Annotated in this window: 20 protein-coding genes, 2 tRNA genes, 1 pseudogene and 1 riboswitch; of the genes and pseudogenes, 11 read left to right on the top strand and 12 right to left on the bottom strand. The window is 69.5% G+C overall.

All coding sequences use genetic code 11. The annotated features are described in order from the left end of the window. Window positions 1–735 precede the first annotated feature (735 nt). The gene (locus ACFO60_RS25380) at window positions 736–1,827 is read left to right on the top strand and encodes a MerR family transcriptional regulator (RefSeq protein ID WP_380844199.1); all 1,092 of its coding nucleotides are present in this window, start codon (window positions 736–738) and stop codon (window positions 1,825–1,827) included. A 28-nt stretch (window positions 1,828–1,855) separates the two neighbouring features. Here ACFO60_RS25380 and ACFO60_RS25375 read toward each other — a convergent pair whose 3' ends face one another. From ACFO60_RS25375 to ACFO60_RS25345, 7 genes are all read right to left on the bottom strand, one after another. Next, complete coding sequence (locus ACFO60_RS25375; protein ID WP_380844197.1) at window positions 1,856–4,456, bottom strand: valine--tRNA ligase; 2,601 nt, start codon at window positions 4,454–4,456, stop codon at window positions 1,856–1,858. A gap of 489 nt (window positions 4,457–4,945) precedes the next feature. Then, a complete protein-coding gene (gene clpX, locus ACFO60_RS25370; protein WP_380844195.1) occupies window positions 4,946–6,229 on the bottom strand; it encodes an ATP-dependent Clp protease ATP-binding subunit ClpX in 1,284 nt (427 codons plus the stop codon). A 180-nt stretch (window positions 6,230–6,409) separates the two neighbouring features. Beyond that, on the bottom strand, window positions 6,410–7,054 hold the full coding sequence (locus ACFO60_RS25365) for an ATP-dependent Clp protease proteolytic subunit (protein ID WP_380844193.1): 645 nt from the start codon (window positions 7,052–7,054) through the stop codon (window positions 6,410–6,412). A gap of 11 nt (window positions 7,055–7,065) precedes the next feature. Further along, window positions 7,066–7,710, bottom strand: coding sequence for a ClpP family protease (locus ACFO60_RS25360; RefSeq protein WP_380844191.1), 645 nt, complete (start codon window positions 7,708–7,710; stop codon window positions 7,066–7,068). A 116-nt stretch (window positions 7,711–7,826) separates the two neighbouring features. After that, a complete protein-coding gene (locus ACFO60_RS25355) occupies window positions 7,827–9,404 on the bottom strand; it encodes a Na+/H+ antiporter (protein ID WP_380844189.1) in 1,578 nt (525 codons plus the stop codon). Window positions 9,405–9,663: 259 nt separating this feature from the next. Next, the gene (gene tig / locus ACFO60_RS25350) at window positions 9,664–11,043 is read right to left on the bottom strand and encodes a trigger factor (RefSeq protein ID WP_380844187.1); all 1,380 of its coding nucleotides are present in this window, start codon (window positions 11,041–11,043) and stop codon (window positions 9,664–9,666) included. Window positions 11,044–11,252: 209 nt separating this feature from the next. Further along, entirely contained in the window at window positions 11,253–12,122 is an 870-nt protein-coding gene (locus ACFO60_RS25345) for a helix-turn-helix domain-containing protein (protein ID WP_380844185.1), read from the bottom strand. 261 nt (window positions 12,123–12,383) lie between these two features. Here ACFO60_RS25345 and ACFO60_RS25340 point away from each other — a divergent pair, with 261 nt between their 5' ends. Beyond that, window positions 12,384–12,893, top strand: coding sequence for an ATP-binding protein (locus ACFO60_RS25340; RefSeq protein ID WP_380844183.1), 510 nt, complete (start codon window positions 12,384–12,386; stop codon window positions 12,891–12,893). Window positions 12,894–13,144: 251 nt separating this feature from the next. Here the strand turns inward: ACFO60_RS25340 and ACFO60_RS25335 are convergent. After that, window positions 13,145–13,218 (bottom strand) — tRNA-Pro (locus tag ACFO60_RS25335). Window positions 13,219–13,308: 90 nt separating this feature from the next. On the opposite strand from ACFO60_RS25335, the gene ACFO60_RS25330 reads away from it, so the two are divergent. After that, window positions 13,309–13,379, top strand: a tRNA-Gly gene (locus ACFO60_RS25330). A 154-nt stretch (window positions 13,380–13,533) separates the two neighbouring features. Here ACFO60_RS25330 and ACFO60_RS25325 read toward each other — a convergent pair. Further along, window positions 13,534–14,595, bottom strand: a complete 1,062-nt coding sequence (locus ACFO60_RS25325; protein ID WP_380844181.1) for a DUF418 domain-containing protein — start codon at window positions 14,593–14,595, stop codon at window positions 13,534–13,536. Window positions 14,596–14,761: 166 nt separating this feature from the next. On the opposite strand from ACFO60_RS25325, the gene ACFO60_RS25320 reads away from it, so the two are divergent. Together ACFO60_RS25320 and ACFO60_RS25315 are read left to right on the top strand one after the other, a co-directional pair. After that, window positions 14,762–15,577, top strand: coding sequence for a hypothetical protein (locus tag ACFO60_RS25320; protein WP_380844179.1), 816 nt, complete (start codon window positions 14,762–14,764; stop codon window positions 15,575–15,577). A gap of 55 nt (window positions 15,578–15,632) precedes the next feature. Next, the gene (locus ACFO60_RS25315; protein ID WP_380844177.1) at window positions 15,633–16,985 is read left to right on the top strand and encodes a dihydrolipoyl dehydrogenase family protein; all 1,353 of its coding nucleotides are present in this window, start codon (window positions 15,633–15,635) and stop codon (window positions 16,983–16,985) included. Between the two features lie 103 nt (window positions 16,986–17,088). On the opposite strand, the gene ACFO60_RS25310 is transcribed toward ACFO60_RS25315, so the two are convergent. Beyond that, a complete protein-coding gene (locus ACFO60_RS25310) occupies window positions 17,089–17,166 on the bottom strand; it encodes a 50S ribosomal protein bL37 (RefSeq protein WP_380832349.1) in 78 nt (25 codons plus the stop codon). Window positions 17,167–17,366: 200 nt separating this feature from the next. On the opposite strand from ACFO60_RS25310, the pseudogene ACFO60_RS25305 reads away from it, so the two are divergent. From ACFO60_RS25305 to ACFO60_RS25295, 3 genes and pseudogenes are all read left to right on the top strand, one after another. Then, window positions 17,367–18,134 (top strand): annotated as a pseudogene (locus ACFO60_RS25305) (DeoR/GlpR family DNA-binding transcription regulator); the annotation flags it as partial. 212 nt (window positions 18,135–18,346) lie between these two features. After that, complete coding sequence (gene galT / locus ACFO60_RS25300; RefSeq protein WP_380844175.1) at window positions 18,347–19,420, top strand: galactose-1-phosphate uridylyltransferase; 1,074 nt, start codon at window positions 18,347–18,349, stop codon at window positions 19,418–19,420. Between the two features lie 72 nt (window positions 19,421–19,492). Further along, window positions 19,493–19,630, top strand: a riboswitch (cyclic di-AMP (ydaO/yuaA leader). 55 nt (window positions 19,631–19,685) lie between these two features. Then, the gene (locus tag ACFO60_RS25295; protein ID WP_380844173.1) at window positions 19,686–20,606 is read left to right on the top strand and encodes a coiled-coil domain-containing protein; all 921 of its coding nucleotides are present in this window, start codon (window positions 19,686–19,688) and stop codon (window positions 20,604–20,606) included. 253 nt (window positions 20,607–20,859) lie between these two features. On the opposite strand, the gene ACFO60_RS25290 is transcribed toward ACFO60_RS25295, so the two are convergent. After that, window positions 20,860–22,167, bottom strand: a complete 1,308-nt coding sequence (locus ACFO60_RS25290; protein ID WP_380844171.1) for a M50 family metallopeptidase — start codon at window positions 22,165–22,167, stop codon at window positions 20,860–20,862. Between the two features lie 246 nt (window positions 22,168–22,413). On the opposite strand from ACFO60_RS25290, the gene ACFO60_RS25285 reads away from it, so the two are divergent. Next, entirely contained in the window at window positions 22,414–23,019 is a 606-nt protein-coding gene (locus tag ACFO60_RS25285) for a response regulator (protein ID WP_380844169.1), read from the top strand. A 40-nt stretch (window positions 23,020–23,059) separates the two neighbouring features. Here the strand turns inward: ACFO60_RS25285 and ACFO60_RS25280 are convergent, their stop codons facing one another. Beyond that, on the bottom strand, window positions 23,060–24,178 hold the full coding sequence (locus tag ACFO60_RS25280) for a PP2C family protein-serine/threonine phosphatase (protein WP_380844167.1): 1,119 nt from the start codon (window positions 24,176–24,178) through the stop codon (window positions 23,060–23,062). Between the two features lie 119 nt (window positions 24,179–24,297). Here ACFO60_RS25280 and ACFO60_RS25275 point away from each other — a divergent pair, with 119 nt between their 5' ends. Beyond that, window positions 24,298–25,554, top strand: coding sequence for a GNAT family N-acetyltransferase (locus ACFO60_RS25275; protein WP_380844165.1), 1,257 nt, complete (start codon window positions 24,298–24,300; stop codon window positions 25,552–25,554). A gap of 187 nt (window positions 25,555–25,741) precedes the next feature. Beyond that, a complete protein-coding gene (locus ACFO60_RS25270; protein WP_380844163.1) occupies window positions 25,742–25,933 on the top strand; it encodes a hypothetical protein in 192 nt (63 codons plus the stop codon). The last annotated feature ends 6 nt before the right edge of the window (window positions 25,934–25,939 follow it).

The raw sequence follows: 25,939 nt of genomic DNA, 5'->3' as shown, positions 1-25,939 counted from the left end.
GGAAGACGGGAGTAATGCATATTCATGCACTGGCTTTTAACACACTGTTGAGTTCTCAAGAAACGGACGCGTACACCAGCCGGAAACCAGACCCACCAGGAGCCCGACCCCGGTCCGGGGCGTTCATTTCGTCTGCCTTAATTCTAGCCGACCCGGTCGATCAGAGCCAAATCGCGGTGTTACCCGCACTTGACTTCCAACCACCCGAACCATCTAGCATTCAGGCCGCCCCGTTTCCAGGGCAACCCCTCTAACTTACCCTACCGCTCTGGCGAGGTCAACCGGGCCGGTCAAGGGCTCGGAAAGCTTCGCTGGGCAGCACTGCGACGCCGGGTCCGTCGTTGCAACGCCGGACCCGAGGGTGTCGTAGAGGGTCCCCGGGAGCCAGGCGCCTGTGCGGCGACCCGCCGTTCCCTGGGGCGAGACAGAACATTAAGCGGCGTCGGGAGGTCCGTCAAATCGCGGCGGCTCCATGCATCTGAAGCGGCGGACTCGATCGAATGACTATGTACAACGCATAGGAGACACTCGACCTCCATGCCGGACATGCTCGCGAAGCGGTACAAGACATGAGCATCCACTGGTCACACACTCGGCTCGTGAGCGGATCGCGGGGAAGCCGACGGGCAGGGCCGGCGGGTCAGTGGAACGAGTGAGGCCACGCGGGAAGGCCAGGCAGGCCGGGCGGGCAGGCCGGCGAATGCACAGGAACGTCGACGGACGGTGGAGGCGCCGGTGGGATACGACGGCGTGGCGCAGGGCGACGACGGTCCGTTGCCCCTGGACGAGCCCGGCTACGGCATCGGCGCCGTCGCCAAGCGGATCGGCGTGCCCGTCCCCACTCTGCGCACCTGGAACATGCGGTACGGCATCGGTCCCAGTCGGCGCAGCCCGGGCGGGCACAGACGTTACGACGACGCCGATCTGCGTCGCCTGGAGGAGATGAACCGGCTCATCCACGCCGGTGTGGCTCCGGCGGACGCCGCCCGGCAGGCGCTGCGTCCCCGGCCGCCGGCGGGCCCTGAGGCCCCCCTGGCCCCCGTCGTGCGGCCCGCAGCGGCAGCGGACGGCACCTCGTCCGGCGAACCGGGCAGCCGGGCGGGTGTGGAGGCGGACGGCCGTCCCGGCACAGGGCCGGAGGGTCGGGAGGATGCCGACGGGGGCGGCCCGCCGGGCGATGGGCCGACCGGGCCGGCGGTCCTGAAGGGGAGCGCACGGAACGGTCTCCCGTCCGCCGCGATGCTGGCCAGGGCCGCACTGTCGCTGGACGGCCCCACCGTGGGCGGCGGGCTGGAGGCGGCGCTGCGGCGCCAGGGGGTCGTCTGGACCTGGGAGCGGCTCGTGCGGCCGGCGTTCGCCATCATCGTCCGCAAGCAGACGGAGACGGGTGAGGGCGTGGAGATCGAGCACCTCTTCTCCCACCGCCTGCTGGACGCGCTGGCCGTCCACGCCCGGCGGGCGCCGGCTCCGGCACGGCCGCGCCCGGTCCTGCTCGCGTGCGCCGCGGACGAGCAGCACGGCCTGCCCGTGTACGCGCTGGCCGCGGCGTTGAGCGAACGGGCCGTCGAGACGCGGGTGCTGGGCCCTCGCACGCCGTACGCCGCGCTGGCGGCGGCCATGCGGCGGCTCGGGCCCTCCGTCGTCTTCCTCTGGTCGCAGCGCCGCGAGACCGGAGACACCGTGCCGCTCGGCGCCCTGCCCCGGCTGCGACCGGCGAGCCGCCTGGTCGTGGGCGGCCCCGGCTGGGCGGAGGAGGTGCCTCCCGGAACGGCCCGCGTGTCCACCTTCTCCGAGGCGGTCACCACTGTCATGGGCTTTCTGCGCTGAGGCCCCCGTCCCCGCGGCCGCCGGTGCCTCAGCTCGCCGGCAGAGCGGCGAGCTGAGCCTCCAGACGGGCGATGTCGACGTCGGCCTGGGTGGCGCGGGCGCGCACCTTGGCGACGACGTCATCGGGCGCCTTGGACATGAACTGCTCGTTGCCGAGCTTCGCGACGACCTGGGCCGCCTCCTTGCGAGCCGCGGCGAGATCCTTCTCCATGCGCCTGCGCTCGGCGGCGACGTCGATGGCCCCCGCCGTGTCGATTTCGATCGAAACCGAGCCGACCGCGAGCCGCGCCGTGGGCGTGAACGACTCTGACGGGTCGTCCAGCCTCAGCAGGCTGCGGATCGCCGGCTCGTGCGAGGCGAGCGCCGTGCCGGCGAGCGCGAGCCGGGCCGCGACCCGCTGCCCGGGCTTCAGGCCCTGGTCGGAACGGAAACGGCGAACCTCGGTGATGAGCTCTTGGAGGGCGAGGATCTCCTCCTCGGCCGGCCGGTCGGCGTACTCGCCGGCGACCACCGGCCAGGAGGCCTTCATGATCGAGGGGCCGGCGGTCAGCGCCCGCCAGAGCTCCTCGGTCACGAACGGGACGAGCGGGTGCAGCAGCCGGAGCAGCGCGTCGAACACGTGGCCGAGCACGAGCCGGGTGCGTTCGGCGACCTCGCCGCCCGACGCGATCTGGATCTTGGCCAGCTCCACGTACCAGTCGCAGACCTCGTCCCACGCGAAGTGGTAGAGCTGATCGGAGATCTTGGCGAACTCGAAGTCCTCGTACCCGGCGTCCACTGCTCCGACGACCGACTGCAGCCGGGACAGCACCCACCGGTCGGCGACGGTCAACTCATGCGGCGCAGGCAGCGCCCCGGAGACGGTCGCCCCGTTCAGCAGCGCGAACCTGGTGGCGTTCCAGATCTTGTTGCAGAAGTTGCGCGAGCCCGCCGCCCAGTCTTCGCTGATGGCGACGTCCGAGCCGGGGCCGGCTCCGCGTAGCAGGGTGAAGCGGGTCGCGTCCGCGCCGTACCGGGAGACCCAGTCGAGCGGGTCGATGACGTTACCGGACGACTTGGACATCTTCTTGCCGTACTGGTCGCGCACGATGCCGTGCAGGGCGACCGTGCGGAAGGGCGGCGTGCCGTCCATGGCGTACAGCCCGAACATCATCATCCGGGCGACCCAGAAGAACAGGATGTCGTACCCGGTGACCAGCACGGTGGTCGGGTAGAAGCGCTCGAGATCGGCCGTGCGGTCGGGCCAGCCGAGAGTGGAGATCGGCCACAGGCCCGAGGAGAACCAGGTGTCGAGCACGTCGGAATCTTGGACGTAGCCGGCCGGGGGCTCCTCGTCCGGACCCACGCAGACGACCTCACCCTCCGGGCCGTACCACACCGGGATGCGGTGCCCCCACCACAGCTGGCGGGAGATGCACCAGTCGTGCATGTCGTCGACCCAGTCGAAGTAGCGCTTGGCGAGCTCGGGCGGGTGGATGCGGGTGCGGCCGTCACGGACGGCGTCGCCGGCGGCCTTGGCGAGCGGCTGGACGTTGACGAACCACTGAAGGGAGAGCCTGGGCTCCACCACGGTCTTACAGCGCGAGCAGTGGCCGACGGCGTGGACGTAGGGGCGTTTCTCCGCGACGACGCGGCCCTCGGCGCGCAGCGCCGCGACGACGGCGGGCCTGGCCTCGAACCGGTCGAGCCCCTGGAAGGGGCCGTGCGCGGTGATGACGCCGCGCTCGTCCATGATCGTGAGGGACGGCAGCCCGTGGCGCCGCCCGATCTCGAAGTCGTTGGGGTCGTGCGCCGGGGTGACCTTGACGGCGCCCGTGCCGAACGCCGGGTCGACGTGCTCGTCGGCGACGATCGGGATCAGCCGCCCGGTGAGCGGCACCTCCACCGAGGTGCCGACAAGGTGGGCGTAGCGCTCGTCGGCGGGGTGGACGGCGACGGCCGTGTCTCCGAGCATCGTCTCGGCGCGGGTGGTGGCGACCACGATCGCGTTCTCGCCCTCGCCGTAGCGGATGCTGACGAGCTCGCCGTCGTCGTCGCTGTGGTCGACCTCGATGTCGGACAGGGCGGTGAGGCAGCGCGGGCACCAGTTGATGATGCGCTCGGCGCGGTAGATGAGCCCGTCGTCGTACAGCCGCTTGAAGATCGTCTGGACTGCTCGGGAGAGACCTTCGTCCATGGTGAAGCGCTCGCGCGTCCAGTCGACGCTGTCGCCGAGCTTCTTCATCTGGCCGAGGATGCGCCCGCCGGACTCTTCCTTCCACTGCCAGACGCGCTCGACGAACGCCTCGCGGCCGAGGTCGTGCCGGGAGAGACCCTGCTTGGCCAGCTCGCGCTCGACGACGTTCTGGGTGGCGATGCCGGCGTGGTCCATGCCGGGCAGCCAGAGCGTCTCGTGGCCGCTCATGCGGGCCCGCCTGCTCAGGGCGTCCTGGATGGAGTGGTCGAGGGCGTGGCCGATGTGCAGGACCCCGGTCACGTTGGGCGGAGGCAGCACGATGCTGTACGGCTCTCGCCCGCTGCCTACATCCGCCGTGAAGTGACCTTCGGCGACCCAGCGCTCATAGCTCGGGGTCTCGACGTCGGCGGGTGCGTACTGGGTAGGCAGCTCAGGCGTTGTCACAGTCACCAATTGTAGGGATGGCTGCGGCTCGCCCGCGTCGCCTCACGCCGTGCCCGTAATCGGGTATACGGCCCCGGTCACCGAAAAGCCATCTTAGGTACGACTGAAAGTGCGGTCTCGTTACGTTACGTAACATCGGTGAGATATCGCAGCGTGACGTGACCGTGCGCACCGGCATCGAAAACCGCGGTTCCACCTCCATGAGGGCGCGGAGCCGCGTCCGGAGACGGGCGGGCGACGGCGGGGGCGACCGCCTGAGGCGTTAACGCCCGCGAAACCCCGCGGCCCGCGGGGCGGAGACTAGGCCCGCGCGGCGGGGCGCATGGCGATGATCGGTCATCGGCGCACGGCGGTGGCTGCTCACCCGCGAAGGACGGCCGGGACGCACCCGTGAACGGCCGCCGGGGCGCGGCCCGATCGCGAGCGGCCGGATGGCCGCTTCGCGATGGCGCCACGCCCCGCGCATGCCGGAAACCGGGAAAGCGGTCGGCGGCCCGGTCAGGCGGACTTCTCTCTGGGAGTGCGCTGCTGCTTGGCGCTGAGCTGGTCGCGGGGCACCAGAGTCGGGTTCACGTGCTCCAGGACCGACTCACGGGTGATGACGACGCGGGCGACGTCCTGGCGGGACGGCACCTCGTACATCACCGACAGCAGGACCTCTTCCATGATCGCGCGCAGGCCACGAGCGCCGGTGCCCCGCAGGATCGCCTGGTCGGCGATGGCCTCGAGCGCGTCGTCGGTGAACTCGAGCTCGACGTTGTCGAGCTCGAACAGCCGGCGGTACTGCTTGACCAGGGCGTTCCTCGGCTCGGTGAGGATCTGGATGAGCGCCTCGCGGTCGAGGTTGTGCACGCTGGTGATCACCGGCAGCCGGCCGACGAACTCGGGGATCATGCCGAACTTCAACAGGTCCTCGGGCATGACGTCGGCGAAGATGTCAGAGGCGTCGATGTCATCCTTGGAGTGGATGATGGCGTTGAAGCCGATGCCCTTCTTGCCGATGCGCGACTCGATGATCTTTTCGAGTCCGGCGAAGGCGCCGCCACAGATGAACAGCACATTCGTGGTGTCGATCTGGATGAACTCCTGGTGCGGGTGCTTGCGGCCGCCCTGTGGCGGCACGCTCGCGGTCGTGCCCTCGAGGATCTTCAGCAGAGCCTGCTGCACGCCCTCGCCCGAGACGTCGCGGGTGATCGAGGGGTTCTCGCTCTTGCGGGCTATCTTGTCGACCTCGTCGATGTAGATGATGCCCGTCTCGGCCTTCTTGACGTCGTAGTCCGCGGCCTGGATGAGCTTGAGCAGGATGTTCTCGACATCCTCGCCGACATAGCCGGCTTCGGTGAGCGCCGTGGCGTCCGCGATGGCGAACGGAACGTTCAGCATCTTCGCGAGCGTCTGCGCGAGGAGGGTCTTGCCCGAGCCGGTCGGGCCGAGCAAGAGGATGTTGGATTTGGAAAGCTCCAGACCATCGTCTCGGCCGCGTTCGCCGGACTGCACCCGCTTGTAGTGGTTGTACACCGCTACCGAGAGGGCCTTCTTCGCCTTGTCCTGTCCGATGACGTAGGCGTCGAGGAACTCGTAGATCTCTCTCGGTTTGGGCAGACTGTCCCACTTGAGTTCGGAGGACTCGGAGAGTTCCTCCTCGATGATCTCGTTGCAGAGATCGATGCACTCATCGCAGATGTAGACGCCTGGTCCGGCGATGAGCTTCTTGACTTGCTTCTGGCTCTTCCCGCAGAACGAGCACTTCAGCAGGTCTCCGCCGTCGCCGATGCGTGCCACCCCAGATACTCCTTTGCGTGGGACCGCCTGCTCCGCGATCCGAATCTTGCGGACTCGGTCCGAAAAGTCATCCCGCTCAGGTTTCGACGTTACCGTCTTCTGGGCCCACAGTGCGCCCCCTAGCGGTGAGTCGCACCGGAACGTGCCCAATTGGGCACCGTTCCGGTGCGATCCGCGTCCTCAGGAAGCCACGGCTTGAGCGCGCTTCTTCCGTGAGGGGATGATGTCGTCGATCAGGCCGTACGCCTTGGCCTCGTCGGCGTTGAGGATCTTGTCGCGCTCGATGTCGCGACGGACCTCCTCCGGCGTCTTGCCCGAGTGCCGGGCGACGATCGTCTCCAGCAGTGATCGCATACGAAGGATCTCGCGGGCCTGGATCTCGATGTCGCTGCCCTGGCCGCCACCCTCGGTGGACGGCTGGTGGATCAGGACACGGGCGTTCGGCAGGGCGAAGCGCTTGCCCGGCGTGCCGCCCGAGAGCAGCACCGCCGCGGCCGAGGCCGCCTGGCCCAGGCAGACGGTCTGGATCTCGGGGCGGACGAACTGCATCGTGTCGTAGATCGCGGTCATCGCGGTGAACGACCCGCCCGGCGAGTTGATGTAGATGCTGATGTCGCGGTCGGGATCGAGCGACTCGAGCGTCAGCAACTGGGCCATCACGTCGTTGGCCGACGCGTCGTCGATCTGCACCCCGAGGAAGATGATGCGATCTTCGAACAGCTTGTTGTACGGGTTCATCTCCTTGACGCCGTACGTCGTGCGCTCGACGAACGAGGGGATGATGTAGCGGCCGTTGATGTCTCCCGGCCGGATCAGATCACTCACGAATTGCCCCTTCAGGAGACGGCGCCCTCAGAGGGCACCTGCCGCGCGCTGCGCACGACGTGGTCGATGAAGCCGTAGTCCCTGGCCTCCTCGGCGGTGAACCAGCGGTCGCGATCGGAGTCTCTCTCGATCTGGTCGAGCGGCTGGCCGGTGTGGTGGGCGATGCGCTCGGCAAGGGTCTTCTTGACGTAGAGCATCTGCTCGGCCTGGATCGCGATGTCGGCGGCCGTGCCGCCGATGCCGCCGGAAGGCTGGTGCATCATGATGCGCGCGTGCGGCAGCGCGTACCGCTTGCCCGTCTCGCCGGCGCACAGCAGGAACTGCCCCATCGAGGCGGCCAGACCCATGGCGACGGTGCAGACGTCGTTCGGCACGTACTCCATCATGTCGTAGATCGCCATGCCGGCCGTGACCGAACCACCAGGCGAGTTGATGTACAGCCAGATGTCGCGGTCAGGGTCGTCGGCGGCAAGGAGGAGCAGTTCAGCGCAGATGCGGTTGGCGACCTCGTCGTCCACCTGGGTGCCGAGCACCACTATGCGCTCACGCAGCAGACGGTTGTATAGCTGATCCTCAAGGCGGAACGAGCCGTTCTCACGGCCACGCGACTCCGGCCCAAAGCTCGTGGGCTGGTTAGAGGTCGGCGGGCTGGTCACAGCGTCACCTTCCGATGCGTCGTAATAGATGGGCTTTGCTTGTGACCTTAACGCGCGGCGCCGACCGGTCAGTCCCGGTCTCGACACTGTTCGCTGTCGGCGCAGGTACCGGGAGGTCAGTGCGACCCCGAGGCGCGGCGGCGATCCTCGAGATCGAGCTCGTGGACGAGATGCCGTTGTGTCGCGGCGCTGATCTTGCCCTTGGAGTAAAGATCGTCCAATTTCTCCCGCTGGGTGTGGGCGAGTTGCTTGCGCAACCAGCGGGTGCCGGAGTCGGGCGAGGTCTCATCGCCGTCCTCCCCTTCGTCCTCATCGAGTATCGCACGCACTTTGTCCAGACGCAGCTCAAGGAGCTGGCGGAACACCTCGGCGGTGCGCTCGTCGATCTGGTCGCCGGCGGCCAGCTCGTCCAGTTTGGCCAGTGCGGCCTCCATGGTGGACTGCCGCGCCTGCGCCTCCTCCACGACGGTCTCGTCCGACTCGCCGAGCCCAAGGCGGCGCAGCAGCGGGGCCAGCGTGGTGGCCTGGCCCATGAGCGTGGCGAGTATCACCACCGCGGCGAGGAAGATGAGCAGCGGCCGGCTCGGCACCGTGAGCGGGATGGACAGGGCCACGGCGAGCGTTATCGCCCCGCGCATTCCGGCCCACCCCATCACCAGGCGCTGCCCCGTGCCGATGCGGTCGAAGGACAGATGCCGGCCGGGCAGCCACTTGGCGAGCGGGAAGACAAGCATGGTCCACGCCATCCGCAGCAGCGCGACCACGGCGAGGACGAGCGCCGCTGTCCCGGCGAGCGTGGCGAAGGAGTAGTCGGCGACCCCGGACAGCACCTGGCGGATCTCCAGCCCGAGCAGGACGAACAGGCTGGACTCCAGGAGCAGGACCAAAACCTCCCAGAACGCGTTCCCGGTGACCCGGAAGGAGGGCTGCAGGAGCCCTTGCCCCCTGGTGCCCAGGTAGAAGCCCGCGGTGATGGTGGCGAGCACCCCGGAGAAGCCGAAGTGCTCGGCGGGGAGGTAGGCGACGAACGGGGTGACCAGCGAAAGGACGATCTGCGCGCCGCCGTCCTTGATCCGGCCGCGGAGTCTCGCCATGGCCCAGCCGAGCGCCAGGCCGTAGAGCATGCCGCCCGCGACGACGCGCGCCAGCAGCAGGCCGCCGTCGGCGAGGGTGACCGGCTCGGCGATCGCGGTGAGGGCGAGGCCGAACAAGGTGAGGGCCACGGCGTCGTTGACCAGGCTCTCCCCCTCCAAGATGGTCACCAGGCGGCTGGGGGCGCCGAGGCGCTTCATGATGGAGGTCGCCGCCACGGGGTCGGTGGGGGCGACCGCGGCGCCGAGCGCCAGCGCCACCGGCCATCCCACCTCCGGCACGGCCAGGTGGACGGCGGTCATGACGGCGAGCGCCGTCACGCAGGTGAGGCCGAAGGCCATCACCGAGATCGGGACGGCGTCCTCCTTGGACTCGCGCGGCGCCGTCAGGAACGCCGCGCGGTACACCAGCGGTGGCAGGTAGAGGGCGAGGATGACGTCGGGGGACACCACCGCCTTGGACATGCCCGGCACGAAGCTCGCGGCCAGTCCGAGCAGGACGAGCGGGATCGCCACGGGTATCCCGAAGCCCTGTCCCAGTCCGCGTCCCACCAGCATGATCACCGCGACGACCACGGCGACGATGAGGTATTCCTCGATCATCCGATTACCCGTCTCATGGTCGTGAGTTGCCCGAGTTCGGCCAAGTATCACCCCGATGGTTGTTAAAGGCCGTGCACGTACGAACGACTGTGAATGCGAACGTGCGCGACGGCGGGACGGGATACCGGTCGGGGGCGTCGTCGTTTCCGGGACGCGGCGAAGCGGTGCCCGGAGACGACGATGCCCCCGCCGCGCGAAGCGGTGGGGGCATCGGGACGATCGTGCGGCGCCGCCGGCCGATGGGCCGGCGGACGCCGGATCACTCGGCCGGCTGGGCGTCCGCGGCGGAGACGCCCTCGGCGTCCTCCTGGCCCTCGTTGAGCTCGGCGTAGATGGCCTTGAGGTCGACCTCGTTGCCGGCCTCGTCGACCACCTTGACGGCGTCGCCGATGACGGTCTTGGCCTTGTCACGGACGATCTCGACCATGGCCAGCGTGAGCTGGTCGTTGTCGGCGAGGTGCTGGGCCAGGGTGTTCGGGGCGACGCCGAGCTGCATGGCGCGGCGGACGACGAAGTTGGTCAGCTCCTCCTCGCTCACCCCGATGTCCTCGCTCTTGACGATCTTGTCGAGCATGAAGCCCGTCTTGATGGCCTTCTGGGAGTTCTCGTCGAACTCGGCGAAGCGCTCTTCCTCGGTGGTCTGGTACAGCCGGAAGAACGCCTCGCGGCTGAGGCCGCTCTCGCCGATCTGGTGCTCGAGGTTGTGCTTGCGGGCGTCCAGCTCGGCCTTCAGCGCGCTGTCGGGCAGCGGGATGTCGATCTGGTCCAGGAGGGCCGTGACGGCGTTCTCACGGGCCTGCACGACCTGGTCGACCAGCTTGTTGCGGCGGGCCTGCGCGCGGATGCTCTCGCGCAGCTCCTCCAGCGTGTCGAACTCGCTGGCGAGGCCCGCGAACTCGTCGTCGAGCTCAGGGAGGACCTTCTCCTTGACACTCTTGATCTTGATGGTGACCTCGGCCTCCTCGCCGGCGTTCTCGCCGCCCACGAGGGTCGTGGTGAAGGTCTTCTCGTCGTCGGCGGTCATGCCGACCAGGGCGTCGTCGAGGCCCTGCAGGACCGAGCCCGCGCCGACCTCGTAGGAGACGTCCGAGGCCTGCTGCTCTTCGATGTTCTTGCCGTCGATCGTGGCGGAGAGGTCCATCACGACGAAGTCGCCGTTGCCGGCGGCACGCTCGACGCCGGTCAGCGTCGCGAAACGCTGCCGCAGGGCGTCGATCTGCGTGTCGATGTCCTCGTCGGAGACCTCGGCCGAGGGGACGGTGACCTCGAGGCCGTCGTAGGCGGGGATGTCGAAGGCGGGGCGGACGTCGACCTCGGCGGTGAACTCCACCTGCTTGCCGTCGTCGATCTTGGTGACCTCGATCTCCGGCTGGCTCACCGGGAAGACGTCGCTCTCGTCGACGGCCTGGCCGTAGAGCTTCGGCAGGGCCTCGTTGAGCGTCTCCTCCAGAACCACCGCGCGGCCGAAGCGCTGCTCGATGATGCGGGCGGGAACCTTGCCGGGGCGGAAGCCGGGCACGCGCACCTGCTGCGCGACCTTCTTGTACGCCGCCTGCATGCTCGTCTCGAGCTCCTCGAACGGCACCTCGACGGTGAGCTTCACCCGGGTCGGGCTGAGCTCCTCGACAGCGGTCTTCACGGGGTGGTCTCCTTGGTCAAGCTTGCTGGTGATCGCGGGCGCGTCATGCCGTACGGCGACCGCGACATGCTCGCGCGTCGCGCCCACATGGGCGGCTCAGTGCACGGGCCAGCCGGCACTACCTTTTCGGGGCGTGCTCAATCGTGGCGGGTGTCCAGCGCCGCATGCCAGTCTAGGGCAGACGAGCACCGTCGGCGTCACGACAGGCGTCAGAATCTCTCAGTGATGATCTTTTGCAGGATGTCGACCGTGGCCTCAGGGGTGGTGCTGACGGCGCACAGCCGCTCCATCACCTCGCTGTAACGGTCCACTTCCTCGCGTTTGTCCAGGTAAAGCGCGCTCGCGAGTTGCTCGACGTATACCACGTCGGGAAGCTCGTGGTCTTCGAAGCGGAGAATGCTGAAGGCCCCGCCCTCGGCGCTGTGCCCGCCGTAGCTGAAAGGCATGACCTGAATCGTGATGTTCGGCTGGCGCATCAACTCGAGCAGGTGCTCCAGCTGGCCGCGCATGACCTCGGCCCCGCCGATCGGCCGCCGCAGCGCCGCCTCGTCGATCACGGCCCAGAACACCGGGCCGTCGGCCCGGTCGAGGATGCGCTGGCGCTCCATGCGCAGGTCGACGCGGCGCGAGATCTCGGCCGGTCCGACGCCCGCCGAGCCCGCCGTGATGACCGCACGGGCGTATTCCTTGGTCTGCAGCAGGCCGGGAACGAACTGCACCTCATAGGTGCGGATGCGGGACGCGGCCTCCTCAAGGCCGACGTACGCCTGGAACCACGAGGGCAGGAGGTCGTTGAAACGGTGCCACCAGCCAGGCTCGTTCGCCCTCTGCAGGAGGTCCATCACGACCGATCGCGCCTCCCCCTCCTCGACCCCGTAAAAGGCGAGCAGGTCTGACACATCGCGTTCCTTGAATCCGACCCGCCCGAGCTCCATCCTGCTGATCTTGGATTCGGAACCGCGGATCAGATGCCCCGCCTCTTCGCGCGAAATGCCCTTTCCTTCGCGAAGTCGGCGAAGCTGGGACCCCAGCAGGATACGGAGAGCCGTAGGACCGGATCCAGGCTGGAACGGCGTCATTCGGCCTCCTTCTCTTCTCGGGCCAGCCCACACAGTGTCACCACTTCCGGCTCTCGTGACAAGGTCTGGACCGCGGGTCGGGTTCGCCGGTCGCAACAGTGCGACGCGAGGGTGACATCCCGGGCGGTTCTTGCGTCTGCACGACGCAAGTGCACGTGCATTTGGGTCTTGCACCAAGCCGAATACTGACCCATGATGGCCTAGTGCATATTGGGCTTAAGGTGCACTAACCCCTATAACGGCACTGGCTGCGGAGACACAATGACGGCGGGAGGTAGCAGCAGGATGCTGGAGCCCGTATCCGCGGTCCATTGCCTCGAAGCAACCCCTGATGTGGGATTTCGACGGTTATTGCGCACCGGCCGGCACGAGGACGCCACCACCTGCCCGCTGTCTCCGCAGGCCGATTCGGTGAAAACGGCCCGTGAAGTGACACGCCACACCCTGCGCGACTGGGGGTGCCCGCAACTCGGCGAGGACGCCGCGCTCGTGGTCTCGGAACTGGTCACCAACGCCGTGCGCTACGCCCTCCACGGCGTCCGGAGGTACGACGACCATCCCATAACGCTGCTGCTGCTGCGGATGTCGCCGCACGTGCTGCTGGCGGTGTCGGATCCGAGCGACGAGGTCCCCGTCCCCAGGGAGCCCGACTTCATCTCCGAGCACGGCCGCGGCCTGTACATCGTCGACACCTACAGCAAGGCGTGGGGCTGGGAGACGCTGGAGGAGGGCGGCAAGGCCGTCTGGGCCCTGTTTCGCGCAGATCGCTGACCACCGGTCAGCACGCTGCCCGCAGGATTTCGGCCCGTTTCGGGCCCGCGCCCCTCACCCCACAGCGGCTCGGCGAGTCTCGCCCGGCCTCGAGTCCACCCCGGGAGCACGCCGCGGATCACGCGGATCGCGCCATGAACATTTCACGTCCCTCGAACGTGACCGCCGCCCCGGCCGCCGTCGCCATGACCGCCGCGGGCCCGCCCGAGCCCGGCCCGCCATCGCGTCGGCGGGACCCGGAGCCGGGCACGTCGGGGTGACCGGATTTGAACCGATGATCTCCTGCACCCAAAGCAGGCGCGCTACCAAGCTGCGCTACACCCCGGAACATCGGGTCGCTCGCGCACTCGCATTCTCCGGTACGCTTACGTCCTGACGACCGGAAGAAGTCTAGACCAGACTGCGACCGGCTCGCGCGGACGTAGCTCAATGGTAGAGCCCCAGTCTTCCAAACTGGCTACGCGGGTTCGATTCCCGTCGTCCGCTCTCACCACGAAGGCCCAGGTAAAGGACATGATCCTCCACCTGGGCCTCACTTGTTCCCCGGCCTGTTCCCAATCTCGCAGCCGTTGCGTGCCCGTGCCTTTTCGCGCTCTCAGACCCGCTCGATCGCCGTGTTCCCTCCTTCCGCCCCCGGCGGTCAGAGGGCTCGGCGCAGGGGTGGGCGGCGGGCCCAGGTGGCCCAGCGCCAGACCCATTCCAGCGGCCCCTGGCGATAGCGGCGCAGCCAGAGCGCCGACACCAGCCACTGGAGGGCGAGGATGGCTCCGGAGATCAGGAGCACCCTCGCCGAGGACCAGCCGTCCGGCGAGCCGCCGATGAGGCGGGCGGCCAGCAGGACGAGGAGCGTGGCGGACAGGTAGTTGGTCAGCGCCATCCGGCCCAGCGGTGCGAAGACCTTCCGCAGCCCCGGAGCGAGCGGCGTTCTGAGCAGGAGCAGCAGGGCGCACACATACACGCCTGCGATGAGCAGCCCGGCGAGGGCGAACCAGGTGTTGAAGTGGGCGTCGTCGCCCCGCGTCCCTACCTGCAGCCACACGGCGGGCACGGCCGCCGCGGCGAAGACCAGGCCCAGCACGGCCGGGACGCGGGCGGAGCGTTCGATGCGGTCGATCACGCCGTACCGGGTCAGCGCCGAACCGAGCAGGAACAGCCCTGGTACCAGCGCCACGTGGTTGTCGCCGAAGATCAGCGGCGTCACGATGAGGACGGCGGCGAGGCCCGCGACCGCCCAGCGCGGCAGCCAGGTCGAGGGCAGCAGCACCAGCAGGCCGATGACGGCGTAGATGGTCAGGATGTCGCCCCGCCACAGCAAGAACATGTGGGCCAGGCCGAGGGCGAGCAGCGCCAGGAGCCGGCGCAGCAGGAGCACCCGTGGACGCGGCTCCTTTCGTGCTGCGGACGAGAGCAGCAGCGAGAAGCCGATGCCGAACAGCAGGGAGAAGATCGGGAAGAAACGCTGGTCGACGAACAACCCCAGCCCCAGCCAGGCGTCGTCCGGGCCCGCCACCACCACGGGCTCCGTGGATCGCACGGTGTGGAGCATGTGGGCGATCGGCTTGACGTTGGCCAGCAGAATCCCGCATAAGGCGAACCCGCGCAGCACGTCCAGCGCGGCGATGCGCGGCCGGTCGGAGATGGTGCTAGGGAGGTGCCCCGATCCGGTGGCCTCCGGCGCCGGGGGGAGCGTTTCATGTGGCATGAGCCGTAATTCTGCGGCCCCCGTTTCGGCACCGGATCGGTCGAAAGTAGCGTTCGCGGCAAGCCTGACCGTACTTCCGGCCGGTTCACCGCACGGGCGCGGACGGAACCCGCCGCGGCGGCTCTTCGTTGACCAGCACACCTCCCCCCGGCGAATCGAGGCTTCCTTGATCTCCAATGTCCGGTCCCTTTGCTCCCTCGCCGCGCTCGCCCTGGCACTGACCGCGTGCTCCGCGTCCGGTGCACAGGAGTCCGGCGACGCCGCGTCCCAGGGAGTGGCGCACACGGTGCCGCCCGCCGGACAGGGAGAGGAGGAAGAGGACGAAGAGCAGGCGCCGCCTTCCTACATCCAGATCTGCGTCGCGTGGCGCACCCGCGTCCGCGCCGGCTATCGGGCGTGCGACAACGCGCGGCCCAGATTCCGGTGGTATTTCCTGGCGTTCTCCAAGCGCGTCCCACCGGTGGGCGGCAAGGCGCGGGGCGGGTCGTTCAAGCGTCCTGAGGGCGATGAGCACCGAGCGGGCGCGAAGGGCGGCATCGGCTCCAAGATCGCCATCGACGACGATTGGGACGCCGTCCAGATCTGCGTGAGGAAGCCGTCGCGCGTACGGGTCGGGGACCGCCCGTGCGTGGACGAGGAGCACGGTTTCGCCTGGTACTACATCGGCATCGACGATCACGTGCCGGCGCCTGGGAAGACGGCGGAGTACGGCTCTTTCTGGGAGCCGGACGGCTTCGTCTACCGTGCCCGGGGCAAAGGCGGCCTCGGCTCGGACATCGCCATCGACGAGGACGGGACGCTGGATGCCGGGGACGAAGACGAGACGCAGGAGGACGACGACTCGGGGCCGACGGTCACCACGTGCAGCGGCACCGTGATCAACGGCGCGTGCGCGGACGATGGCGGCACCTTCGATGACGACGACGATCCCGTGTGCCGATGGGTGGGATTCGGGGTGCGCAGGCACAGGGTCTGCTCCTGATGGAAGATCTTGGTGGGGTCCGTGTCGGCGGGAGGGGACGGGGCAGGGGAAGGCCATGGCTGGGGAAGCGGAAGAGTTCGACGTCGTCGTCCTTGGGCTCGGGCCGGGCGGCGAGGAGGTCGCGGGGCGTCTCGCCGAGGCCGGGCTGGCCGTCGCCGGTGTCGAGGCGCGCCTGGTGGGCGGCGAGTGCCCTTACTGGGGGTGCGTCCCGTCCAAGATGATGGTCCGCGCGGCCGATCTGCTCGCCGAGGGCAGGCGCATACCGTCCATGGCGGGCGAGGCGACCGTGGTCCCCGACTGGGCGCCCGTGGCCCGGCGGATCCGCGAGGAGGCCACCGACAACTGGGACGACAAGGTCGCCGCCGACCGCTTCCACGACAAGGGCGGCACCCTCGTGCGGGGCCGCGGTCGCATCACCGCCCCCGGCGAGGTCACGGTCGACGGCAGGCGCGTGCTCCGCGCCCGCCGCGGCATCGTCGTCTCCACCGGCTCGCAGCCGGCCGTGCCGGCGATCGCCGGGCTCGGCGGCACCCCGTACTGGACCAACCGCGAGGCGATCGAGGCCGAGCGGGCGCCCGAGTCGCTCGTCGTCATCGGCGGCGGCACGGTCGGCGTCGAGCTCGCCCAGGTGTTCCGCCGTTTCGGCGCCGAGGTCACCGTCCTCGAGGTCGCCGGCCACCTGCTGCCGCCCGAGGAACCCGAGGTCGGCGAGCTGGTCGCCAGGATCTTCTCCGATGAGGGGATGACGGTCCGCACGGACACCCAGGTGACCCGGGTGGACCACCACGGCGCCGCCTTCACCGTGATGACCGAGGACGGCAGCCACCGGGCCGAGCGGCTGCTGGTCGCCACCGGGCGGCGCTCCGACCTCGCGGCGATCGGCGTGGGCGCCGTCGGGCTGGACGAGTCGGCGCACGCGATCGAGGTGGACGAGCGCATGCGGGCCGCCGAGGGCGTGTGGGCGCTCGGCGACGTGACGGGCAAGGGCGCCTTCACCCACGTCGCCATGTACCAGGCGCGCATCGCGCTCGCCGACATCCTGGGCGAGCGGGCGCCCGCGGCGGACTACCGGGCGGTGCCGCGGGTGACCTTCACCGACCCCGAGGTGGGCGCGGTGGGGTTGACCGAACGGCAGGCGCGCGAGCGCGGCATCGCCGTGCGCACGGCCGTCACCTCGCTGTCCTCCTCGGCGCGGGGCTGGATCCACCGGGCCGAGGGGCTGGTCAAGCTGGTGGCCGACGACCGTTTCCTGGTCGGGGCGACCGTCGCGGGCCCGGCCGGCGGTGAGGTGCTCGGCCTGCTGACGCTGGCCGTGCACGCGCGGGTGCCGATCGACGGGCTCGCGAGCATGGTCTACGCCTATCCGACCTTCCACCGGGCGATAGAGGACACCCTGCGCCTCTTGTGACGCCCCTCGGCGGCGGCCCCGCGAAGGCTCGCGAAGGCTGAGGCCGGGCCGGCGGCCGGGTCAGCCGGTCAAGGATCAGAGGTCAGCGGTCAGCGGTCAGCGGTCAGCGGGAGACGGGCCGCTTGCCGTGGTTGGCCTTCCTCTTCTTACGGGCCCGGCTCTTGCGCGCGCGTCTCGCCATCTCGGCCTCCCACGGGATACGGATCGTGCTCCCACCATGCATCCGCGCCGGGGCCGGTACAAGGCCCAAACGTCGATGAGACACCATGGGTTTCACCCGCCCCGCGACCTCGTGGCTCAGCCGGCCACTCCCCCATGTTCCAACACCATCAGGGTGAGAATATGTAGTATTTTGATGGAATCTGGTGGAGAGGTGAGGGGATGCTGGCTCAGCAACGGCAGCAGGCGATCCTCGAGCGCGTGCGCAGGAACGGCGCGGTGCGGGTCGCCGACCTGGTGCGCGAGCTCGGAGTGTCGGACATGACGATCCGCCGCGACCTTGAAACCCTGGCCGAGCGCGGGCTGGTCGACAAGGTGCACGGCGGCGCGACCGCCACCGGCGCCGGGTCGACAGAGGAGCCGGGCTTCGCGGCCAAGTCGGTGCGCCAGCAGGCCGAGAAGGAGGCCATCGCCCGCCGGGCCGCCGAACTGGTGCGCCCGGGCAGCTCGGTCGCGCTGTCGGCGGGCACGACGACCTGGACCCTCGCCCACCACCTCGCCGACGTCCCGCACCTGACGGTCATCACCAACTCCGTGCACGTCGCCGACGTCTTCCACCGGGCGGGGCGTGCCGACCAGACCGTCGTGCTCACCGGAGGGCTGCGCACGCCGTCGGACGCTCTGGTGGGCCCGGTCGCCGTGTCGGCCATCCGCGCGCTCAACGTCGACACGCTGATGCTCGGCGTGCACGGCATGAACGTCAGGGCGGGGTTCACCACGCCCAACATCCTGGAGGCGGAGACCGACCGCGAGCTGGTCGCGGCGGCGCAGCAGCTCGTCGTCCTGGCCGATCACACCAAGTGGGGCACCGTCGGCATCAGCAGGATCGCCGGCCTGGAGGAGGCCCACGTGGTGATCAGCGACACCGGCCTGCCCGAGGAGGCGCGATCGGCGCTGTCGGACCAGGCCGGCGCGCTGATCCTGGCCGACCCGGCCGTGACGACGCTCCAGACGGCGGCCGCCGCGGCGCATGACCCCATACGAGCGGGACGGGCGGCGGTGTCCGCCGCTGCGACGACGCACGCGGCGCGATCCGTCGACGGAACAGAACCAGCGGCGCGGGCCGCCGGAACAGAAGAAGCGGCGCGGGCCGCCGGAACGGAACGGGCGGCCCGGACGGCCGCCGGACAGGAGGTGGCCCGGTGAAGCGGACCGTCACACAGCTCGCCGACGGGCGGGAGCTCGTCTACTTCGACCGCCGCGACGACGCCGACCGCGGCGCGGCCGACACCCGGGAGCTGCCCCCGCGTCCCACGGCCTCGGAGCTGCGGTACGACCCGGTGATGGACGAGTGGATCGCGATCGCCGGGCACCGGCAGACCCGCACGTTCCTGCCGCCCGCCGACGAGTGCCCTCTGTGTCCCTCCCGGCCGGGCCGTCCGACCGAGATCCCCGCCTCGGACTACGACGTCGCGGTGTTCGAGAACCGCTTCCCGTCCTTCAGCTTCAACCTCGGCCACTACGAGGACATGGGTGGCCTGAGCGAGGTGCGGCCCGGCGTCGGCCGCACCGAGGTGGTGTGCTTCACCGCGGACCACGACTCCTCCTTCTCGCGGCTCTCGCCCGAGCAGGTCGATCTGGTGCTGCTGGCGCTGGCCGACCGCACCGAGCACCTCTCTCGCCTGCCCGGTGTGGAGCAGGTGTTCCCCTTCGAGAACCGCGGCGCGGAGATCGGCATCACGCTCGCCCACCCGCACGGCCAGATCTACGCCTATCCGTACGTGACGCCGCGCACGCGGCAGATGCTGGACTCGGCCGCTCGCTACAGGGAGCGCACGGGTGGCGATCTGTTCGCGGACGTGCTCGCCGCCGAGCGCAAGGCCGAGACGCGCGTCGTCGCGTCGAACGAGCACTGGACGGCGTTCGTCCCCGTGGCGGCGCGATGGCCGTTCGAGGTGCACGTCTATCTCAACCGCAAGGCCGCGGACCTGCGCGAGCTGGACGCCGATGAACGCGCGGCCTTCGGCCCGCTGTACACCGACGTGCTGCGGCGGCTGGACGGCCTGTTCGGGGTCAAGATGCCGTATGTCGCGGCCTGGCACCAGGCGCCGGTGCGCACCGGGCGCGACCTGGCCTACCTGCATCTGCAGCTCTTCAGCATCCGGCGGGCGGCGCAGAAGCTGAAGTATCTGGCCGGGTCGGAGTCGGCGATGGGGGCCTTCGTCAACGACGTGCTGCCCGAGGAGGCCGCCCGGATGCTGCGCTCACAACCGTGACTTCGCGCACGTGGGCCGCCGGGTCGCCATAAATACGGATCTACCACTACCATCCTTCAAACACCGACCGTAACGGCCGGTCCGCCTAATCCCAGGTGCCCCGCCTGGGAACCGGGGACCCATCGGTTCCTTGGGGTGAATCCACGCATGTGGTAGGGCATCTCCGGCCCGAACCCGTCAGCTAACCCGGTCGGCAGATGGAGAGGAGTGGGCTCTGCCCCCGACCTACGGTCGCCACGGTTCCGTGGCCGTCTGCGCTCTGATCATGGCCGCTCTCGTGCTCGGCCCGTCCACGGCGGGGAACGCCGCCCCCAAACCCACCGAGAAACAGCTCAAGGCGCAGCTGGCCTCGCTCGGCAAGCGGGTCGACAAACTGATCTCCGCCTACAACGCCAAGCGCGTCGCGGTCGCCAAGGCCAAGGCGGACGAGAAGACGGCGCGCGAGCGGCTGAAGACCGCCGAGAGCGAGCTCACCGCGTCAGAGGGTCAGGTCGGCGACATCGCCCAGCTTCGCTACCAGGCGGGCAGCGGCCTCGGCATGATGCGGGAGCTCCTGTCCCCCGGCTTCGGCGGCGCCGCGATGCTCGAGCAGTTGCAGGCCGAGCAGACCGCGAAGATCGGCCGGTACACGGCGGCGCGCGACGCCCGTAAGAAGGCCGCCGACGACGCGGCCTCGCTCACCGACCGCCTGGGCGACGACGTCATCGAGGTGACCGCGCAGCGCAAGGACGCCGAGAAGCTGATCGCCGAGATCAAGGACAAACTGGACCGGCTCGTCCCCGTCGCCCCCGGCAAGCGGGCGAACGGCACCTGGGCCCCCGAACTGCCCACCGGCGGCGACAACATCACCCCCCGGACCCGGCTGATGCGCGCCGAGGTCAAGAGTCACTTCCCGTTGCACTTCCCCGTCGGCTGCTACCGCGCCGAGGACAGCGGGGAGCACCCGCTGGGCCGGGCGTGCGACTTCATGCTCAGCTCCGGCGGGGCGTTGCCCTCGGCCGCCGGCGCCGCGCTGGGCGAGCAGGTCGCCGCCTGGGCCATCAAGAACGGCGGCAAGCTGGGCGTGAAGTACGTGATCTACCGGCAGCGGATCTACAACCTCGGCTTCCCCGGCTGGCGGGCGATGGAGAACCGTGGCGGCGTCACGGCCAACCACTTCGACCACGTGCACATCTCGATGTACTAGAAGGGTGGCGAATGGCATCTGGTCTGCTGTTCGTCACCCTTATAGCATCTGGTCTGCTGTTCGCCACCCGTGAAGATGCCGTTCGCCCTGGTGGGGCGACCGTCTGAACGCGATGCACGCCGGTCGAGGCGTCGGAGCCGAGGGTCCGCCCGAGCGGCCGGCCGGCCGCTCGGAGTGAAAGTTCCACTGCGGTACACGCCTGGAGGTGCGACTTCCGTGACCCTCCGCCCGCCGCGACGAGCGGCCGGGACGGTCAGCCGGGCAGGCGGATGGGGTTGACGATGTCGGCGTAGATGAGCAGGGTGCCCATGACCACCAGGACGATCGCCATCGCGTACGTCAGCGGCAGCAGCTTGGCGATGTCCACGTGACCCGGCGTCGGACGGCGGCGCACCCGGGCGTACCCGCGCTTGACGCCCTCCCAGAGGCCGCCGGCGATCTGGCCGCCGTCCAGCGGCAGCAGCGGGATCAGGTTGAACATGCCGACCGCGAGGTTGAACCCGGCCAGGAGCTGGATGAACCCGGCGACCTTGTTCTCCAGCGGGATGGCCGAGGCGGCGATCTGACCGCCCAGGCGCCCGGCGCCGACGACGCTCTGCGGGCTGTCCAGGGCGCGCTCGGCGCCGCCGAACGCCGCCTGCCAGACGCCGACGAGCTTCTGCGGCATGTGAGCGAGGGCTGAGGCGGTGCGCTTGATCAGATCCCACATGAAGCCGACGACGTAGGCGGGACTCTGCCTCTCCACGACGAAGACGGGGCTGACGCCGAGGAACCCGACGTTCTTGTCCAGCTTGGTGGGGTCGTCGAGGGAGGGGCGGTCCTGCCCGATGAGGGCGGTGTTCAGCGTCATCGGCCTGCCGTCGCGCTCGATGCCGATGGCGACCGGGCCGGGGCCGTGGGAGCGGATCAGCACAGTGGCGTCGTCCCAGGAGTTCACGGGCTTGCCGCCGAAGGACACGATCTTGTCGTTGACCCGCAGGCCTGCGAGCGCGGCGGGGGTGGGGCGGTGCGCCGGGGTGCAGCCCTTGCCCTTCTGCTGCTCGGCCACGGTGACGACGCACTTGGAGACCTCGCCGACGACGGGTTTGGCCACCGAGATGCCGAAGCCCATCAGCACGACGGCGAACAGCACGAAGGCGAGCAGGAAGTTCATGGCCGGGCCGCCGGAGAAGATGATGACCTTCTGCCACCACAGCTTGCGGTACAGAACCCGGTCGGCGTCGCCGGGCTTGACCTCCTCCAGCGACGCCTGCCGGGCGGTCTCGATGAGCCCCTGCCACGGGCCGGTGGACATGTTGCGCAGTTTGTTCGGGTCGTCCGTGGGTTTGGGAGGCAGCGGGCCGATCATACGGATGTAGCCGCCCAGCGGAATCCACTTCAGTCCGTATTCGGTATCGCCGCGGCGGCGCGACCACAAGGTGGGCCCGAAGCCGACCATGTACTGCGTGACCTTGACGCCGTAGAGCTTGGCGGGCACCAGATGGCCCAACTCGTGGAGGGCAATGGACAAGGCCATCCCGACGAAGAAGATGAGAAACCCGGCCACTACGAGCCAGCTCATAGGTGCTACCCCCACCTGCGGAGAAGATGCCTTGTGTTTGGATTGCCCCTTCCGAGCGTAACCGAACGCGCGAGGACTTCGGCCGCTCCCCGAAAACAACACACTACGACCAAGCGTAGGAGTGACTTGCGCGCCGTGGAGCGAATCGGGAGACTGCATTGACGGTAAGCAATCGTGTAGACACCGTGGGATATGAGTCGGCGAAGCATAATTTGCCGGATCTGTTCCCAAGCCCAAGGGAGCACCTTGATACGGATCCTGGTCGCCGAACACCTTCCTCTCGTCCGCAGAGGCCTCGTGGCCTCGCTGAACGGCGAGAAGGATCTCATGGTGATCGCCGACGTCGCCTCCGGTGAATACATCGTGCCGGCGGCCATGGAACTCACGCCGGACGTAGCGGTGATCGACGTGGATCTGCCCGACGTCGACGGGCTCACCGCGGCCGCGCGCCTGCACCAGAAGGCCCCCCGCTGCAAGGTGGTCCTGCTGTCGGCCCGCCCGAACCCCGGGCAGGTGCGCCGGGCCTTCGCCGCGCACGCGCTCGGCTTCCTGAGCACCAACGTGGCGCCCGAGCACCTCGCGGACGGCATCCGCCGCGTCGCCGCGGGCCGCAAGGCCGTCGACTCCGACCTGGCCATCGCGGCCCTCACGTCGGCCGACAACCCTCTCACTCCTCGTGAACAGGATGTCCTGCGCATCGCCGCCCAAGGGGCGTCCTCGAAGGAGATCGCCGCCAAGCTCTATCTCTCTGTGGGAACGGTCCGAAACCACCTGTCGCGCATCATCTGCAAGACCGGAGCGCGCAATCGCGCCGACGCGGTGCGCATCGCGGCGGAGACCGGATGGCTCTGAGGCCCTCTGAGGCCCCTCTGAGGCCCGGAGCCTCACGCGTCTACGGCCGCCAGATGAGGATCAGAGCGCAGTCGTCGTTGTGCCCGGCCGACATGGAGTTGACCAGGGGCCGGGCGCCGTCGTGGAACCCCGAGGGCACCAGGCGCTCGGCCTCGCCCAGCAGCCGGTCGAGCCCGGAGTCGATGTCGCGCCCCGGCTGCTCGATCAGGCCGTCGGTGTAGAGCATCAGCGCGTCGCCTTTGCGCAGCACGCCGCTGTCGGGCTCGCAGTGCAGATCGGGGACGACGCCCAGGACGACGCCCTTGGCGGCCGACACCTGCCAGGTGCCCGTGCCCGCGTCGAACTTGACCACCGGCGGGTGCCCGGCCGAGGTGATCTGGTAGGCGCCCGTCGACAGGTCGAGCCGCAGGTGGACGGCGGTGACGAAGCCCTCGCCCTCGGGCTGGCGATGCAGGTAGGCGTTGCAGGCGGGCAGGAAGGACTCGACCGAGCCGAGCAGCCCGCCAAAGGTGCCCGAGAGCATCAGGGCGCGCGTGCCGGCGTCGACACCCTTGCCCGACACGTCGACCAGCGCGACCTCAAGGATGTTCCCGTGGCGCATGGAGACCAGGAAGTCGCCGCCGAAGGACGAGCCGCCGGCCTGCTTGAGCACCACGCGGGAGCCCCACTCTTTGGACGGCAGCGGCGGCAGCTCCCCCTGGCGCTTCAGCCGGTCTCTGAGCTCCAGCAGCATCACGTCGCCGCGCAGGCCCTGGACGCCGAGCTTGCCGCGGGTGCGCGCCATGAGGGAGGCCAGCACCGTCGTGAACCCGATGGTCACCACCAGCCCCGGGCCGACCGAGCGCACGCCGAGCATGACGGCGATGTAGGCGAGGGCGACGGCCACGGCGCTCACCAGGACGGCCAGGCTGCGCAGGCGAAGCTGCAGGCCGCCGACCAGGGTGACCAGGATGAACAGGCTCGGCGAGAACCACTCGGTGGAGACCCTGGCGGCGAGCGCGCCCAGCACAAGGGTGGAGACGCTCAACGTGATGAGCAGGTTCCGGTCGCGCGCCAACGGCCCCCTGCGCAGGAACCGCACGATCCGCACCAGCATCGGGATGCGTACCAAGATCGCACGGAGCCGCGGGGGGATCAGCGGCGCCGGACGGGAAGTCATGATGCGCTCGACTCTATCTGCCCATCTGCCGTTTGGGCAGCCGACTTGACCAAGACCTTGATCATTAAACGGGGATATTAGGTGGCCGATCCGGTTTGCCCGGTCATAACCTTGGCCAGGTGAACAGCGACCCAAGCGCTCGGCCCGGCATGGTCATCCGCCCCATCGCCGAGGCGGAATGGCCCGCCTGGCTATTCGTGGACGAAGAGGCGTTCTCCGACGACAACACTCCCGCCCGCGCCGAGGGGTTCCGGTCGGTCATGGAGTTCGACCGGTCGCTCGGGGCCTACGACGGCGACCAGTTGGTCGGGGTCACCGCAGGGCTGACTTTCACGATGACCGTCCCCGGCGGCCCCAAGCCGGTCTGCGGCGTGACGGCCGTCGCCGTGCTGCCCTCCCACCGGCGCCGGGGGGTGCTGTCCTCGCTGATGCGCCGCCAGCTCACGGGCCTGCACGAGGATGGAGAGCCGGTCGCGGCGCTGTACGCCTCCGAGGCCGCCATCTACGGGCGGTACGGGTACGGCAGGGCCACCGACAACCTGACCTTCACCATCCCCACGCGCGGCACCGGCTTCGCCCCGCACGCGCCCAGCGACCCCGCGCTGCGGTTGCGCGTCGTCAGGCCCGCCGCCAAGGCCCGGGGCGATCTTGAGAAGGTCTTCGACGCCGTGCGGCTCACCCGCCCGGGGCTGTACGCGCGCAACGTCGCCAAGTGGGACCTGGTGATGGCGGACGATCCCGACTACCGGCGCGGGGCGAGCGCGTTCCGCTGTGTCATCGCCGAGGACGACACGGGGCCGCGGGGGTACGCCCTGTTCCGCGTCAAGTCGGGGTTCACCGGCCATGACCTGCCCGACGGCGAGCTGCGGATCTTCGACCTGTTCGGCCTGGACCCCGCGGCCTACGCCCTGCTGTGGCGCCATGTCCTCGATCGCGACCTGTGCTCGCGGGTGTACGCCGCCAACCGCCCGGTCGACGACCCGATCATGCACCTGCTCGCCGAACCCCGCCTGCTCACCGCCGGCCATCTGGACGAGATGTGGGTCCGGGTGGTGGACGTCGACAGGGCCCTGACCGCCCGCGCGTACGCCGCGCCGGTGGACGTGGTGCTCGACGTCCGGGACGCGGTGTGCCCCTGGAACGAGGGCCGCTGGCGGCTGTCGGCCGACACCACGGGCGCCACCTGTGCCCGCACGGAGGACCCCGCCGACGTGGAGCTGCCGGTGAGCGTGCTCGGGGCGGCCTATCTGGGCGGGCGGACGCTCGGCTCCTACGAGGCCGCGGGCCTCGTCCGCGAGCGCCGCCCCGGTGCGCTGCGCGCCCTGTCGGCCGCGATGGCCTGGGACGTCGCACCGTGGGGCGGTCTGATCTTCTGACCGTCCGTCCCCAGACGCGGCTGAAGACGGGCGCGACGGACGGCGAACGGCCCAGGGCGGCGAAAGGCGGACGGCGAGGGCGGCGAACGCGTGGGAGACACCGGCCGGGGGCGCGGGAGACACGAGCCGGGGGCGCGTGACGAGAAACGCCCCTGGCTTTCCCGCGGAGCTGATCTAGGCTTTGCCCATGGCACTGCAGAGCTTGCAGATCACCGCGATCACCGCGATGCGGGCGCGCGACGTCTCGCGTCCCTCGACCGGCCAGCAGGAGGCCGCCGACCGGCGGCCCCTTCGTGACGAGATGCCCCGCAAGACCGAGGCTCCGCGCAGGAGCGAGCCCGCGCGCAAACCCGAGCCCCGCCGCCGCAAAGACGGCTAGCCGTTC

The organism is Sphaerisporangium dianthi (genome assembly GCF_042654065.1).
Taxonomy (GTDB): Bacteria; Actinomycetota; Actinomycetes; order Streptosporangiales; family Streptosporangiaceae; genus Sphaerisporangium; species Sphaerisporangium dianthi.
The sequence above is the reverse complement of the archived record's forward strand: the minus strand, read 5'-3'. Positions and strand labels throughout refer to the sequence as shown.

What these genes read in the sequence shown, in the direction of transcription:
- ACFO60_RS25290 (WP_380844171.1), bottom strand. Translation starts at nt 22,167, where the DNA reads ATGAGCTGGCTCGTAGTGGCCGGGTTTCTCATCTTCTTCGTCGGGATG.
- ACFO60_RS25270 (WP_380844163.1), top strand. Translation starts at nt 25,742, where the DNA reads ATGGCACTGCAGAGCTTGCAGATCACCGCGATCACCGCGATGCGGGCG.
- ACFO60_RS25355 (WP_380844189.1), bottom strand. Translation starts at nt 9,404, where the DNA reads ATGATCGAGGAATACCTCATCGTCGCCGTGGTCGTCGCGGTGATCATG.
- ACFO60_RS25325 (WP_380844181.1), bottom strand. Translation starts at nt 14,595, where the DNA reads ATGCCACATGAAACGCTCCCCCCGGCGCCGGAGGCCACCGGATCGGGG.
- ACFO60_RS25340 (WP_380844183.1), top strand. Translation starts at nt 12,384, where the DNA reads ATGACGGCGGGAGGTAGCAGCAGGATGCTGGAGCCCGTATCCGCGGTC.
- ACFO60_RS25295 (WP_380844173.1), top strand. Translation starts at nt 19,686, where the DNA reads ATGGCCGCTCTCGTGCTCGGCCCGTCCACGGCGGGGAACGCCGCCCCC.
- ACFO60_RS25315 (WP_380844177.1), top strand. Translation starts at nt 15,633, where the DNA reads ATGGCTGGGGAAGCGGAAGAGTTCGACGTCGTCGTCCTTGGGCTCGGG.
- ACFO60_RS25310 (WP_380832349.1), bottom strand. Translation starts at nt 17,166, where the DNA reads ATGGCGAGACGCGCGCGCAAGAGCCGGGCCCGTAAGAAGAGGAAGGCC.
- ACFO60_RS25345 (WP_380844185.1), bottom strand. Translation starts at nt 12,122, where the DNA reads ATGACGCCGTTCCAGCCTGGATCCGGTCCTACGGCTCTCCGTATCCTG.
- ACFO60_RS25280 (WP_380844167.1), bottom strand. Translation starts at nt 24,178, where the DNA reads ATGACTTCCCGTCCGGCGCCGCTGATCCCCCCGCGGCTCCGTGCGATC.